Origin of the sequence: Oscillibacter sp., from assembly GCF_032060045.1 — a bacterium.
GTDB lineage: Bacteria > Bacillota > Clostridia > Oscillospirales > Oscillospiraceae > Oscillibacter.
The window spans coordinates 43,906-57,353 of the sequence record NZ_DAMBZJ010000012.1 but is presented as its reverse complement, the minus strand read 5'-3'; the positions used below and the strand labels follow the sequence as shown (position 1 = coordinate 57,353).

General features: G+C 55.5%; 11 protein-coding genes. 6 read left to right on the top strand and 5 right to left on the bottom strand.

The features are described from left to right. Positions 1-88 precede the first annotated feature (88 nt). The 4 genes from RT018_RS06735 to RT018_RS06720 all read left to right on the top strand — a co-directional run bounded on the left by RT018_RS06735 (position 89) and on the right by RT018_RS06720 (position 4,026). Positions 89-1,732 carry a permease gene (locus RT018_RS06735; protein WP_312940401.1) on the top strand — a complete coding sequence of 548 codons (1,644 nt, stop codon included), beginning with the start codon at positions 89-91 and terminating at the stop codon, positions 1,730-1,732. Next, positions 1,729-2,562, top strand: a complete 834-nt coding sequence (locus tag RT018_RS06730; RefSeq protein ID WP_312940399.1) for a TIGR03943 family putative permease subunit — start codon at positions 1,729-1,731, stop codon at positions 2,560-2,562. Before RT018_RS06735 ends, RT018_RS06730 begins: the two co-directional genes overlap by 4 nt. A gap of 176 nt (positions 2,563-2,738) precedes the next feature. Further along, positions 2,739-3,521 (top strand): ZIP family metal transporter, encoded by a 783-nt coding sequence (locus RT018_RS06725; RefSeq protein ID WP_312940397.1) that lies wholly within the window; start codon positions 2,739-2,741, stop codon positions 3,519-3,521. Between the two features lie 142 nt (positions 3,522-3,663). Continuing rightward, a complete protein-coding gene (locus tag RT018_RS06720; protein ID WP_312940396.1) occupies positions 3,664-4,026 on the top strand; it encodes a hypothetical protein in 363 nt (120 codons plus the stop codon). 121 nt (positions 4,027-4,147) lie between these two features. Here the strand turns inward: RT018_RS06720 and RT018_RS06715 are convergent, their stop codons facing one another. Continuing rightward, positions 4,148-4,807, bottom strand: coding sequence for a Crp/Fnr family transcriptional regulator (locus tag RT018_RS06715; RefSeq protein ID WP_312940394.1), 660 nt, complete (start codon positions 4,805-4,807; stop codon positions 4,148-4,150). 398 nt (positions 4,808-5,205) lie between these two features. On the opposite strand from RT018_RS06715, the gene hcp reads away from it, so the two are divergent. Beyond that, the gene (hcp, locus tag RT018_RS06710) at positions 5,206-6,831 is read left to right on the top strand and encodes a hydroxylamine reductase (RefSeq protein ID WP_312940392.1); all 1,626 of its coding nucleotides are present in this window, start codon (positions 5,206-5,208) and stop codon (positions 6,829-6,831) included. A gap of 49 nt (positions 6,832-6,880) precedes the next feature. After that, positions 6,881-7,069 carry a ferredoxin gene (locus RT018_RS06705; protein WP_312940390.1) on the top strand — a complete coding sequence of 63 codons (189 nt, stop codon included), beginning with the start codon at positions 6,881-6,883 and terminating at the stop codon, positions 7,067-7,069. 212 nt (positions 7,070-7,281) lie between these two features. Here the strand turns inward: RT018_RS06705 and RT018_RS06700 are convergent, their stop codons facing one another. From RT018_RS06700 to RT018_RS06685, 4 genes are all read right to left on the bottom strand, one after another. Continuing rightward, positions 7,282-7,875 carry a TetR/AcrR family transcriptional regulator gene (locus tag RT018_RS06700; RefSeq protein ID WP_312940389.1) on the bottom strand — a complete coding sequence of 198 codons (594 nt, stop codon included), beginning with the start codon at positions 7,873-7,875 and terminating at the stop codon, positions 7,282-7,284. Further along, positions 7,859-10,993: an efflux RND transporter permease subunit gene (locus RT018_RS06695; RefSeq protein ID WP_312940387.1), complete on the bottom strand. Its 3,135-nt coding sequence runs from the start codon at positions 10,991-10,993 to the stop codon at positions 7,859-7,861. The genes RT018_RS06700 and RT018_RS06695 overlap by 17 nt, the downstream gene beginning before the upstream one ends. Next, complete coding sequence (locus tag RT018_RS06690) at positions 10,990-12,213, bottom strand: efflux RND transporter periplasmic adaptor subunit (RefSeq protein WP_312940386.1); 1,224 nt, start codon at positions 12,211-12,213, stop codon at positions 10,990-10,992. Before RT018_RS06690 ends, RT018_RS06695 begins: the two co-directional genes overlap by 4 nt. Before the next feature lie 27 nt (positions 12,214-12,240). Further along, positions 12,241-13,448, bottom strand: a 1,208-nt coding sequence (locus RT018_RS06685) for a TolC family protein (RefSeq protein ID WP_312940384.1), incomplete at its 5' end; no start/stop codon positions are given.

Genomic DNA, 13,448 nt, shown 5'->3' with positions numbered 1-13,448 from the left:
GGCTCTGGAAAGCAACCTGTCTTTCCCGCCAAGGGCGTTCTCTTCCTGCCTTTTATATCTGAACAAAACGATAGGGGGCATTTTTACATTGAAACAGCCAGTTTCTCCGCCGTTTGTGCGGCAGCGGGAGGCAGTCTCCTCGTCGGGGGACTATATCCCGGTTTTCGTCGTCACCGGCTTTCTGGACGCCGGAAAAACGACGCTTTTAAACACTCTGATTCCCTCCCGCCTGCGGGAGGGAATCAACCCGCGCTGCATCCTTTTTGAGGAAGGCGAAGAGGACCCCGCCCCATCTGTGGAGGAGCTGAAGCCCCTCCGCCTTTCCATCCGGGAGGTACAAAAGAGTCCGGAGGCGGTGTCCAAAAAGATCTATCAATACCTGTTGGAGCAAGACCCCGAGCAAATTGACGAAATCTGGGTCGAGTGGAATGGGATGCTGCCCACCCGTTATTTGCAGGCGCTGTTCCCCGCTCCCACTCGTCAGGTCACCATGACGACAGGGGACTTCTGTCGTCTTCAAAAAATTCTGCATGTGGGGGACGCAGAGGCTCTGGAGCGTCTGCTGGGCGGTGCAGGAGCGGCATTGACCGATCAGGTTGCAAACTGCGACTTCATTGTGTTGCGAAACGCGCAGGACCGGGAGTTCCGACGCCTGCGCCAGCTCTTGCGGGGCCTGAACCCCGGCGTTTCCGTGCTGCGGGCTGATTGGCTCCGGGATATTGAAAAGGCCCTGCAAAAGCCCCGGCCTGCACCCAACACTTTTTTCCTTCTGATCCTTGTTTACTTCTCCGCCGCCTACCTCCTTCTGCGGCTGGTATTGGGCGGCTCTCAGGTGGACGGCGTGGTGAACGTGTTTTTGGGCATCCTCTTGCAGGCGGTGCCCTTTTTGCTGATCGGCGTGCTGCTCTCCTCCGCGATTCAGGTGTTTATCTCCGACCGACTGATTGCGGAAAAATTTCCAAAGCACCCGGCGGGCGGCTTTTTGTTTGCGCTGCTGGCAGGCTTTTGCCTGCCGGTGTGCGACTGTACTTCCATCCCTGTGTTTCGCAGCATTGTGCGCAAGGGGGTTCCCCTGTCCGCGGCAGTGACGTTTCTTTCCGCCGCGCCGGTCATCAATCCGGTGGTGATGCTCAGCACTTGGTATGCCTTCGGGGGAAACTGGAAAGTTGTGACCTGCCGGGTGGGGATGGGACTTTTGTGCGCAGTGCTGATCGGCCTGACGTTTGCCGGAGCCAGGTCCAAATCCGATGTTCTCACCGGCGGAGAGCTTGGGGGGCTGTGCGGCTGCGGCTGCGCGGTGGACCCGAAGTCGGGAAAACTGGAAAGCTTTCTGCTTCACGCCCAATCTGAATTTTTCAGCGTTGGAACGTATCTGCTGCTGGGCGCGTTTGTCTCCGCGCTCTTTCAGACCATGGGCGCGGGATTATCCCAGACCGGCGCGGGAGAAGGCCTGTTGCTTCCTCTGTTGCTGATGATGGCGATAGCATTTTTGTTCTCCCTGTGCTCCTCGTCCGACGCAGTGGTGGCCCGAAGCTTTGCAGCCCAGTTTCCCGTGGGGGCTTTGATGGGCTTTTTGGTGTTCGGCCCTATGATGGACGTGAAAAATGTGCTGATGCTCTCGGGGAGCTTTTCGAAAAAATTTGTGCTCCGCTTGGCTTTCACCATGTTTGCGGTGTGTGGCGCGGTGGTCTTTGCCGCCTTTTCTCTGGGACTTGGGGAGGTGTTGCTATGAAGCGGGGCGCTTTGAATCTTCAGGCCGCTCTGGAAGTTATCTGCCTTGCGGCCTTTTCCGCAGTGCTGCTTTATCTGGCACTCTCCGGTGCATACCTCTACTACGTGGCCCCCCGGGTAAAGCCGTATCTCTTCTTTTCCGCGGGGGCACTTCTGGTCTGCGCCATGTTTTCCGCCACACGCCTGTTTCGCCCGCAATACCGCAGGCGGTCCGCCCACTGCTTTTTGCTGGCCATTCCCGTGCTGCTGGTGTTGCTGCCTCATGAGCAGATCAGCACCGTCAGCTCCGGTGGCCTGCTTACAGGCGGCAGCGCCTTTGGTGGGGCGGACAATCAGACGCCCGCCATTTCGTCCCCCCTGTCCCCTTCCTCTCCGGGAAGTTCCGAGTCGTCGGTGGAGGACGGTATATATACCATGGAGGGGGCCAGTGGACAGGTCATCGGCTATCTCCACGGGTACGACCCGGAGGCTCGGACCGTCACCGTACCCGACAGCGAGTTTTACAACTGGTGCAGCGAGCTTTTTCTGTATCCCGACCGCTTCGAAGGCTTTGAGATTACCATGACTGGCTTTGTCTTAAAGGATATCCCGTCTTTGAACGCGGACGAATTTGTTCCTGCCAGGCTGATGATGTCCTGCTGCGCCGCGGATTTGTCTCCCTGCGGAATTGTTTGCAAATACGACAACGTCTCTGCGCTGGCGGCCGATTCGTGGATCACCGTCACGGGCACTTTGCAGGTAGGATCCTTTGAGGGCGCACCCGAACCGCAAATTCACGTCTCCTCCATCGAACCGGCGGAGGAAATCACGGATTACGTCTATCCGTATTGACCCCTCCCGTTGGGAGGGACACAGCAGGGGGACGCAAAAACGCTCCCCTGCTGCGTTGTTTTTTCGGACACGGACAGCGCAAAATCCGCCTATCCATGTTGACAAGGCTGGGCGGATGCAGTATGCTGTTTTAAAAAATCAGATCATTTGGCACTTAGAAAGAAGAGATTCGTTTTATGAACATGGATGTGTTGCAGGGTATTTTAATCCCGTTTATCGGCACGACAGCAGGTTCTGCCTGCGTCTTTTTTATGAAGGATTCTTTGGGCGACCGGATGCAGCGCGCCCTCACCGGCTTTGCCGCAGGTGTGATGGTGGCGGCCTCCATCTGGAGTCTTCTGATTCCCGCCATCGGGCAGTCAGCGCACTTGGGAAAGTGGTCCTTTGTCCCGGCGGTTGTGGGTTTTTGGATCGGCGTGCTGTTTCTCCTTTTGCTGGACCACCTCATTCCCCACCTTCACCGCAACAGCGAGCAGGCAGAGGGTCCCAAAAGCAATTTTGAGAAAACCACCATGCTGGTGATGGCGGTGGCACTGCACAACATCCCGGAGGGGATGGCCGTGGGCGTGGTGTACGCAGGCTTTCTCTCCGGCGAAACTTCTATCACCGCCGCAGCGGCCCTGTCCTTGTCCATTGGAATCGCCATTCAGAATTTCCCCGAAGGCGCCATTATATCCATGCCACTGCGTTCCGAGGGCATGGGCAAGGGAAAGGCCTTTGCCGGGGGCATGCTCTCCGGTCTTGTGGAGCCGCTGGGCGCGGTGGCGACCATCCTGGCCGCCACACTGGTGGTTCCCGCTTTGCCGTATCTTCTGAGCTTTGCCGCAGGAGCCATGCTCTACGTGGTGGTAGAAGAGCTGATTCCCGAAATGTCAGAGGGTCGCCATTCCAACATCGGCACCGTGTTTTTTGCGGTTGGATTCAGCATGATGATGGTGCTGGACGTGGCCCTTGGGTGACAATCCGACAATGAAACTGTGAATTTTTATTTCGGCGGGGATTTCTCCGCCGAAATTTTCCTTTTTTCTGATAAAAAACAGTCTTTCGGACAAACTACATCTGAGTCTTCGACTCAGAAAGGGGTTTTTTATGGATAGGCACATGAATCCGCATAAAGACGATTTTGAATTTCCCGACGAAAAAAATCGCCAAAAAAAGCAACGGGACCCCGGAATCCCCTATGCCGATGATGTAACGCAGGCCAATCCCACCTCTCAACAGGACTGGCAGCACGGCACCAATTCCTCCGGAAGCGGCTATGGCCAAGATGAAAACGTATCCCGTCAGCTTCGCCGGGAGAGCAGAAATTTCATGGGCTCCATCGGTTCCATCGGAGCCTACGGCTCTCTTGGCGCCACGGGTGCCACTCGTTTTACGGGCGCAATTAACCCCGCTTCCGATTCGTCCTCTTTGGACGAGATGAAGCACACTGACCAAAACTCCGGACCGCAAACGGAGCAATAATCCTCTTCCTCCGCCGCCATCGGCGCAGGACCGCGCAAAGGAGACGCCAAACGAGATTTGGCGTCTCCTTTGGTGGGTAAAGGTTTCTTCATAGACATGGAACGGAATACACGGCTTCGAATTACAGCAGCTCAAATTCGTTTTTATGAAAGTTTAAAACGCCGCTGTCTCGAAGCTTTCCAAGCTCTGCCGACATGGCGCTGCGCTCCACAGAGAGATAATCCGCCAGTTCCTGACGGTTGAAGGGAATCTTAAAGCGGCTGCCCCCTGCCCGCTGGGCCTCCGCCGAAAGATAGGCCAGCAGCTTTTCACGCGTGGTCCGTTGGGAGGTAAACTCAATTTTCTGCGTCAGGGCGATATTCTTCATAGAAACGATGCGCAGCATATTTTGAATCAGTCGGTTATGAAAATCACAGGCCCGGGTACAGGGCGCAGTCAGCCTTCCACAGTCGATAAACAGCAGCTCGCTCGCGTCCAGTGCTGTCACGCCCACGGGCAGTGCTTCCACCCTCGCACAAGCAAAAGACTCACCAAACAGGTTGCCCGGCCCAATATTTGCAAGAATACTGCGGTTTCCGTAATAATCGTCCTGAATCACCTGCACCTGTCCTGTCAATACCACGCCAAATTCACGGAGGCGCTCTCCCCCGGAGAAAACAGCCTGCCCCTTTTCATAGCGGACCATCCTGGCTTGCAAACAACTCAGTAGCAGCTCAAAATCTGTCTCCTCAATGCCCCGAAACAGCTCCATCGCCTTTAATGCATTAAAATAATTTTTCATAAAATCCCCTCTTGTTGGATTTCCAACCGACTTACTGCCTGAATCATAGTACACTCGAAGCATAAAGTCAATCCAAACATCTCACACTCTCAGAAAGAGAACTCTGCCAAATAAAAGAACCGCGTCGGTCAGGAAGTGCCCTGATTCCGCCGTCTTAACGGCGGTAAGCGCACCACGGCGCCCCACCCCTCGGAGTGCGCCACAAAGCCCGCCCCGCAAAGCAGAAGCGACTTTTATCCAGTCAGGCAGCGTAGTGTGGAGAAGCGGGTTTAGATTGACTAACGACTTTTGGGATGATCCATGTTCGGTATCAGCCGACAAAAACAAACGCGCATCATCCCATTCCCCGATTGCCCCCATTAACAGATTCCATCAATACTATAGGAGGAAAAAAGGAAATGAGTATGTTTTGCTATCAGTGTCAGGAAACGGCCGGAGGAAAGGGCTGCACCATGCGCGGCGTATGCGGGAAAACCGAAGAGGTCGCCAAGCTTCAGGATTTGCTGATTTACACCCTCAAGGGCGTATCGGAACGCGTTATTCTGGGAAAGCTGGATGTCGGTGCCATGTCCGGGACAAACCGTGAGGTAATTAACAGCCTGTTCATGACCATCACCAACGCCAACTTTGACGACGGTTCCATTGAGGCGCAGATCAAGCGAATGCTGTCCATTCGCGATGGCCTGAACGTTTCTGTCGAACGCCTGCACGACGCGTCCACATTTACGGTGAGCGACCGGGCTTCTATGCTGGAAAAAGCGGCCAATGTCGGCGTGCTGTCCACGGAGAACGAGGACGTGCGCTCCCTGCGGGAAATGATTATCTACGGTTTGAAGGGCATGGCCGCCTATGCCGAGCATGCGGCAAACCTGGGGAAAAAAGACGACAGCATCAGCGCGTTTATCTACGAAGCTCTGGCGGCAACGCTGGATGACACCCTCACCGCCGACGATCTTGTGGGCCTGACGCTGAAAACCGGCGAGTATGGCGTGAAGACCATGGCGCTGCTGGATGAAGCCAACACCGCGAAATACGGTAACCCCGAAATCACCGAGGTGAACATCGGCGTTCGAAAGAATCCCGCCATTTTGATTTCCGGCCACGATCTGGCCGATTTGGAGCAGCTGCTGGAGCAGACAAAAGGCACCGGCGTGGACGTTTATACCCACGGAGAAATGTTGCCCGCCCACTACTATCCCTTCTTCAAGAAGTACGATAACTTTGTGGGCAACTACGGCGGCTCTTGGTGGCGGCAGGTGGATGAGTTTGGTCCGTTCCACGGCGCCATTCTTTTCACCACTAACTGCATTGTGCCCCCCAGAAGCGAGGAAATCCGCGGCAGAATTTTCACCACCGGCTCCTCCGGCTATCCCGGCTGTCGGCACATTGATCCCGACGAACACGGCAAAAAGGATTTCTCCGAGGTCATTGCCCTGGCCAAGACCCTGCCCGCCCCTGAGGAAATCGAGTCCGGCAGCATTGTGGGCGGTTTTGCTCACAATCAGGTGCTGGCCCTTGCGGACAAGGTGGTCGAGGCCGTGAAATCCGGCGCTATTCGGAAGTTCTTTGTCATGGCCGGGTGCGACGGGCGCATGAAGTCCCGCGAGTATTACACCGAATTTGCAAAAAAGCTCCCGGCGGACACTGTGATTCTCACGGCAGGCTGCGCCAAATACCGCTATAATAAGCTGGGCCTTGGCGATATCGGCGGCATTCCCAGAGTGCTGGACGCCGGTCAGTGCAATGACTCCTACTCTCTGGCGGTCATCGCCATGAAGCTTCAGGAGGTCTTCGGTCTGGACGACATCAACAAGCTGCCCATCGCGTTTAATATTGCCTGGTATGAACAAAAGGCTGTGATTGTGCTGCTGGCTCTTTTGTATCTGGGCGTGAAGAACATCCACTTGGGTCCCACCCTGCCGGGCTTTTTGTCCCCCAACGTGGCAAAGGTGCTGGTGGAGAAATTCGGCATTGCAGGCATCGGAACGGTTGAGGACGACATCGACCTGTTCTTGAACGCCTGATTGCAAACGCATTTAATTTAGGGAACAAAAAGGAAGGAGATTTGACATTATGAACGCAAAAATCGACAGAAGTGGCTGCATTTCCTGTGGACTGTGCGAGTCCACCTGTCCGGAGGTATTCCGCATGGGTGACGACGGACCGGCTGAGGTTTACACCGACCCCGTGCCCACCGATGCGGAGAGCGCGGCGGAAGACGCCCGGGACGGCTGTCCCGTCTCGGTTATCTCTTTGGAGTAACGCAAATCCCGGCACGAAAATCAAGCGCAATTGAGCTCCTCCTCTTGAATTAAATTACCCATCTTTGAAGTCGAAAAAGCGCCCGCCCAAACGGTTTTGCCGTCTGGGCGGGCGCTCGGCTATTTAAATACGGAAACGCAAAGGAGGTTGCCAAGTAAGGGCACAAAGCAATTCACTTCTTGTTATGGATCCACTTTCTTTTCCTGTGAGCATCAGGTATTATTTTGCGTGCGAGTGGCTCGGATACCCCGAAGCGCCAGATTTACCAACGCTTTTACCGGCTCTTCCTTGCCCAACTGCCGCAAGCGGAGAATCAGATGGGGGTTAGGAATTCCCAGCAAAATTGCGGCAGCAATGCTTATATCCATATCCTCCACCAACTCTCCCGACGCCTGCCCACGGAGAATGGCTTGCTCCACAATGGTCGCCACATCGCTTGCAAAGGCATCCCCCAGTGTTTCTAACTCGCTCATGGAATCCCGGGTAAAGACCCGTATGATCTCATTGAGATCAACGCTTCCGACCATCTCCAGCATCATTTCGACATATTGCTCCATTTGCTCGGAAAAGGCGCTGTCCCGGCAAAAAATGGACTCAATTTCCTCTTTCATCTGCCGGATCTTCATTTCAAAAGATGCAACAAGCAGCTCTGTTTTAGAGGCAAAATACTCATAGATGGTAGATTTTCCGATCCCGGCCCGGGCAGCAATTTCCGACATAGAGGTTCCGTCCACGCCCCGGAGGCCAAACTCTGTCAGCGCAGAGCGCAATATGTCGGCGCGGCGTTGGTCACTGATCTTCGACACTGAGGACCTCCTCCTTTTCTTTCAGCGCCAATTTCTCCTTTTTGGCCGCGCGTTTGTCGGCAAATTTTTGCCGGAAGTTATCCAGAATGCTGTAATACACCGGCGTGAACAACAGGGTCACAACAGTGGAGAGCAGCATGCCGGTAATCATGGCGATGGCCATGGGCTTCATCATCTCCGCTCCCTCGCCCATACCCATGGCCATGGGCAAAAGCCCCAAAACCGTTGTGAGCATGGTCATCATCACAGGCCGGACACGACGGGGACATGCCTTCAAAATCGCCTCGTCCTTCTCCTCGCCGCGCTGACGTCGGATTTTGATGTAATCCACCAGCACGATGGCAGAGTTGACCACCGTTCCCGCCAGCATAATTACGCTGACCAGAGAGACGATGGAGATTTTCATACCAAACAGGAACTGCGTGGATAGCGACCCCAGCAGACTCACCGGCAGAATCATCATGACGATCACCGGCATCAGGAACGACTCGAATTGAGACGCCAGCACGAAATAAACCAGGCCCATTGCCACAATCAGCGCAGTTCCCAGACTCTGGAAGGAATCCATCATGTCGCTGCTTTCGCCCGCCATCTCCAAGGTAATTCCCTCGGGGGGCTGATAGCCGTTCACCACTGTTCTGACGGAATTGGAAATGCCCACTGGGTCGTCCGTACGGCTGTCGCCGGTGATGGTGATGGTGCGGCTCTGGTTCTGGCGAATGATGGTCTGAGGCGCCATCACTACCTCAACGCTTGCCACCATGTTCAAGGGAACGGCGCTGCCCGTGGGCGTGGTAATCAGCAGAGAACGCAGCGCGTCCAGGCTCTTGCCTGCGTCCGCCTCGCCCCGAACCACCACGTTGATCTCCTCGCCGTTTACCTTCAGAATCGTAGCGGTAGAGCCGGTGAGTTGGCTACGCACAGCGGTACCGATGGTAGCGGCAGTAAGCCCATACTGCGCGGCCACATCCCGCCGCAGCGTCACGTCCACCTCCGGCACCTGGTCCCCAGCGCTGGATTTTAGATCCATTGCGTCGGGCACGCCGTCGGTAATTTGACTTATAAGATCGTCCGCCGCCGTTTTCAGCTCATCATAGTTGTTTCCGGAAAGTGTAAGCTGGATCGGTTTTCCGTTCATGGCGGACATATCCATCATTCCCGCGGAAGACACGGAGATTTCTGCCCCGGCAATATCCCGCAGATTCTCTCGCAGCCCGTTTCCTATCTCCTCGGCGGAGCGGTGACGCTCCCCGATGGAAACAAGATTCAGTGTTACGGAGGTAGAGTTATCGCCAGTCATACTGCTCATGGTCCCGCCGCCGGTGGAATAATAAATATCCTTAATCTCCGGAACCGTATCCATGGCAATGTCCACCACCTGCTCAGCAATGTGCTGCGCTTCTTTTATCTCGGTTCCGGTGGGAAGGCTGACAGTGACGGTGACACTGCTTTGGTCCATGGAGGGCATCATCTCAAAGCCGGAGAACGCAATGATGCCGATAAAAACCACAATCATGGCAAGCGTTCCCAGCATGGTCCGCTTACGGTGATGAATAAAGTAATCCAGCTTTTTTACATACCAGTCCGTCCAGCGGCTGCTCTTCTTCGTTTTGACGGCCTCCATGGCCTGCGCGTTGGCCTTCAGGTCCTTCCGCCCCCGTCCCAGCAGCATATAGCTCAAAAGCGGCACAATGGTAAGCGCCACAATCAGGGACATAGCAATCAGCGTGCAAATGGTCAGACAGAAGTCATAGAACATCATGCCGACAATTCCTTTGGTGAGGCCCAGAGGGAGAAACACCGCCACAGTGGTCAGCGTGGATGCCACGATGGACAGAGAAACCTCTCCCGTCCCTTTGGTACAGGCGGAATAATTGTCGTGTCCTTCGGATCGGTATCGAAAAATGTTTTCCAACACCACGATGGAGTTATCCACAATCATACCCACACCCATGGCCACGCCGCCAAGGCTCATCATGTTCAGCGTAATGCCCAGCACCCGCATCAAAAGGAACACCGACACGATACAAAGGGGCATGGAAACAGAGATGACCATGGTTGCGCCCCAATCTCGCAGGAACACAAACAGTACCACTGCGGCCAGAAGAACGCCCATGACGATGTTGGAGATGGCGCTGCGCACAGAGAGATTAATATAGTCACTCTGATCCATCAGCACGGACCATTTCAAGGAGGGATTTTCCTTCGCGATGCCCTCCATAACCGCGCTGACGTTTCTGGCGGTGACCACGGTATTTACGTCCGACTGCTTATTGACCGACAGAATTACACAGTCCTCTCCGCCCACCTTAGCGATGGCACTGCGCTCCTGCGGCTTGAGATAGACGTTTGCCACCTCTCCCAGCCGAACGGTGCCGCCGGTGGGCAGCGGAATCAGACAGTTGGCCACGTCCTGGGCCGTGGAAAACTGGCCGTCGGTCCGCACGGACAGAGTGTTTTCTCCATTGTCCACGCTACCGGCGGGAATAGCGACATTCTCTGCCGAAAGAATCTGAGCGATATAGGACAAAGACAGCCCATAGCCAGTCAGCTTCTCCGTGTAAGTCTCTACGGCAATTTCATTTTCAAAGCCGCCCTGCACATCAACGGAAGCCACGCCCTCGATGCGCTCCAGCGCGGGAGAGATGGTATCGTCTGCCGTAGACTGGAGAGACGCCAGATCCGCGCCCCGCAGCGCAATAACCATTACGGGCATGGCATCCATGTCCATGGCCATCATCACCGGGTCGCTGGCATCGTCGGGCAAGGTGCTTTTCACCATGCCGACCTTGTCCCGCAGATCCGTCATGGCATTGTCCAGATTGGTTCCGTCTGTAAAGGTTACGATTACAAGGGACATGTTTTCAACGGAGTAGGAATAGAGCTTATCCATGCCCGCCACTGAAGCGGAAGCGCTCTCCAGCGGGACGGTGACCAGCTTCTCCACCTCCTGAGGGCCTGCCTGATAGGAGGAATACATCAGCACCATCGGAAGCTCGATGTCCGGCAGTAGCGCCAACGGCAGTTGGGAAAAACCCAACACGCCGAAGATTGCCACCATCACGCAGGCCATGATCGTGGTAACCTTATGGCGAATGGAAAATGAAACGATATTCATGCTGCCTTGCCCTCCGCGCTTTGAGCCGCAACCTGAGAAGACACCGCAGCAGAGGAGGCCGCCCCGCTTTCAGCACCGGAGGCGTCTGCACTGGGAGCATCTGCGTTGTCCTCCGGCGCCGGAGCATTGATGACGCGAACGGGGGCCCCGTCGCTGAGATAGCTCTGCCCACGGGTCACAAGCTGTTCGCCGCCGTGAAGCCCGGAGGTAATCTCCGTCTGCTTCTCCCCCACAAGTCCGGTGGTCACAATTACCTGATAGGCTGTGTCGCCGTCCGCCACATAGACGGACTGACTTCCATCTGCGCCCGTAAGGATTGCCTCCGTGGGGATGAGCACGGTACTCGTCCGGGAATCAGTACGGAACACAGCCCGGGCAAACATGCCAATGGAAACTTTCAAATCCTTGGGCAAATCAATATGTACCTCATACAGTGCAGAGGGCAGGCTGGCGGCGGAAGCCACAGAGGACACCGTCCCCTGTACCGTTGCCTCTCCCACGGAGGGAATGTTGATTTCCACTGCATCACCCACGTTAATGGAGGGCTGCAACGTCTCGGAGACGTTCACCACAACCTGAGGATGACCGATCTCAGAGATCACCGCTCCCACCGTGCCCGGAGCCACGGCCACTCCAGCGGTCACGCTGACGCTGGAGACGGTTCCTGCGATGGGAGCCGTGACAGTGGGGCTGTTCAAAATGTCCCACACATCGTCCAACCCCATCTGGGCCAAGGTGCTCCTGCGAGTGTTTTCGGCCTGCAAAAGCCCCAGCTTTGCCTGATCCACCTGATTCTGGCTTACGGCCCCAAGGGCAAAAAGGGCCTGAAGGTTTTCATAGGCCTCCCTGGCCTGACTGACCTGCTCATCGAGAAGCTCGCGAGCGCCGGAATAAGTCTCCAGCGCGCTGCCGTAGGCGTCCCGCAAATCAGCTGTATCCAGCGTAAACAGCGCATCCCCGACGGCAACGACATCGCCGGCCTTGGCCTTCACACTTTTGACCTTACAGGAAACTTTGCTCAAAACCGGCACGTTGCGGTTGGCCGTGACGCTGCCGGTGACGGTACTCTCGGTGGCAATGTCGCCCAACTCCACCGTTTGGACTTCCACGGCGGTGCCCTTGGTCTCCTCCTCTGAGGAATTGCCCGCCTGGCCACAGCCTGTCAGCGTACTCAGCAGCAGCGCCACCGTCAGTAGCGCGGAAAGAGATTTTGTTTTCATAGTGTTCTCCTTTATTTCTAACCAACCTTACACAAGGCCGTACTTTATGGCGCTTTCATAGGCGTGGTACGCACTGAACAGGTTTCGCTGCGCCGTATTCAAATCGTCCTGCGCGCTATCCAACGTATTCTTGGCAGCAAGGTATTCTTCGTGGGACGCCATTCCAAGCTCATACTTTTTTGCGGCAATGTCAAAAGTTCTCTGCTGGAAATCCACCGTCTCTTGCGCGGCGCTCACCAGCCGGATATTCTCCGGCACAGCTATGCAAACGCCCTTAAATGCCGAGGCGAAGCTGTTTTGTGCGGCGATACGCGCCTGCTTATTCACAGGGCTTGAATCCTCTCCAAAGGCGATCTCTGCGTTGGCCACATCCACATTCCTGGCGGAGGCGGTGCTCAGCATTTTGTCATAGTTTACGGCGTCCAGCTCCGCCTGCGAGGGGATCGGCAGCTCGACCAGCTTCACCGAACCGCTCAGTTCCATGTCGCACATGCCCTCCAGAAGCAGCTTGTTGGTGGTTACCTGATACTTTAATGCCTCCAACTGGCTGGCAACCTGCGCACGCTGGTGGCGGGTGCTCTCCACATCATAGGCGGAGGCCATACCCAGCTCCTTCTGCTTTTCGGCAATGACCACAGCCCGGTCCAATGCGTCCAGTCCCCGCTGCACAGCCGGCAGTGTGTTCTCCATGGTAACGATGCCAACATAAAGCTGCTCCGCGCCGCTGATAACTTTTTCAATGGCGTTGTTTAGGGTGTTTTTCGTGGTGGCAATGGTATTATCAACATTGATCACCTGCGAAAAATTTTGGGCAACCGCGCTTTGCAGCGAAATAGCATTTGCATTCAGCGCGATGTTGAGCGCCTGATAAACCCTTGGGTCAAGAACCCCGGCATCCATCGCGCTTTCCACCATTCCAAGAGCCTCATTGGTGCGTGCCAGCATTTCTCGCAGTGTACCACCGGCGCTCCACAGACTGTCCTGCGTCATGCCGTTGACATCCATAATCTGCGCTTTCAGGGATTGAATGGTCGGGTTGTAATTCAACATCGTCCCCCGCAGGTTTTCAAAGCTGATGCCACTGGAGCTGTTTTTCGGTTTTAACTGAAGATTTTGTACACTGCTCGCCAGCAAAACATCTTTCGATGAGAAAAATTCTCCATTTTCCGTCTGTCCAGATGCAGAAGCATCCGGACTTGCGGCATCTGTCTGCCCGGAAGAAGTGGCGGGCGGCG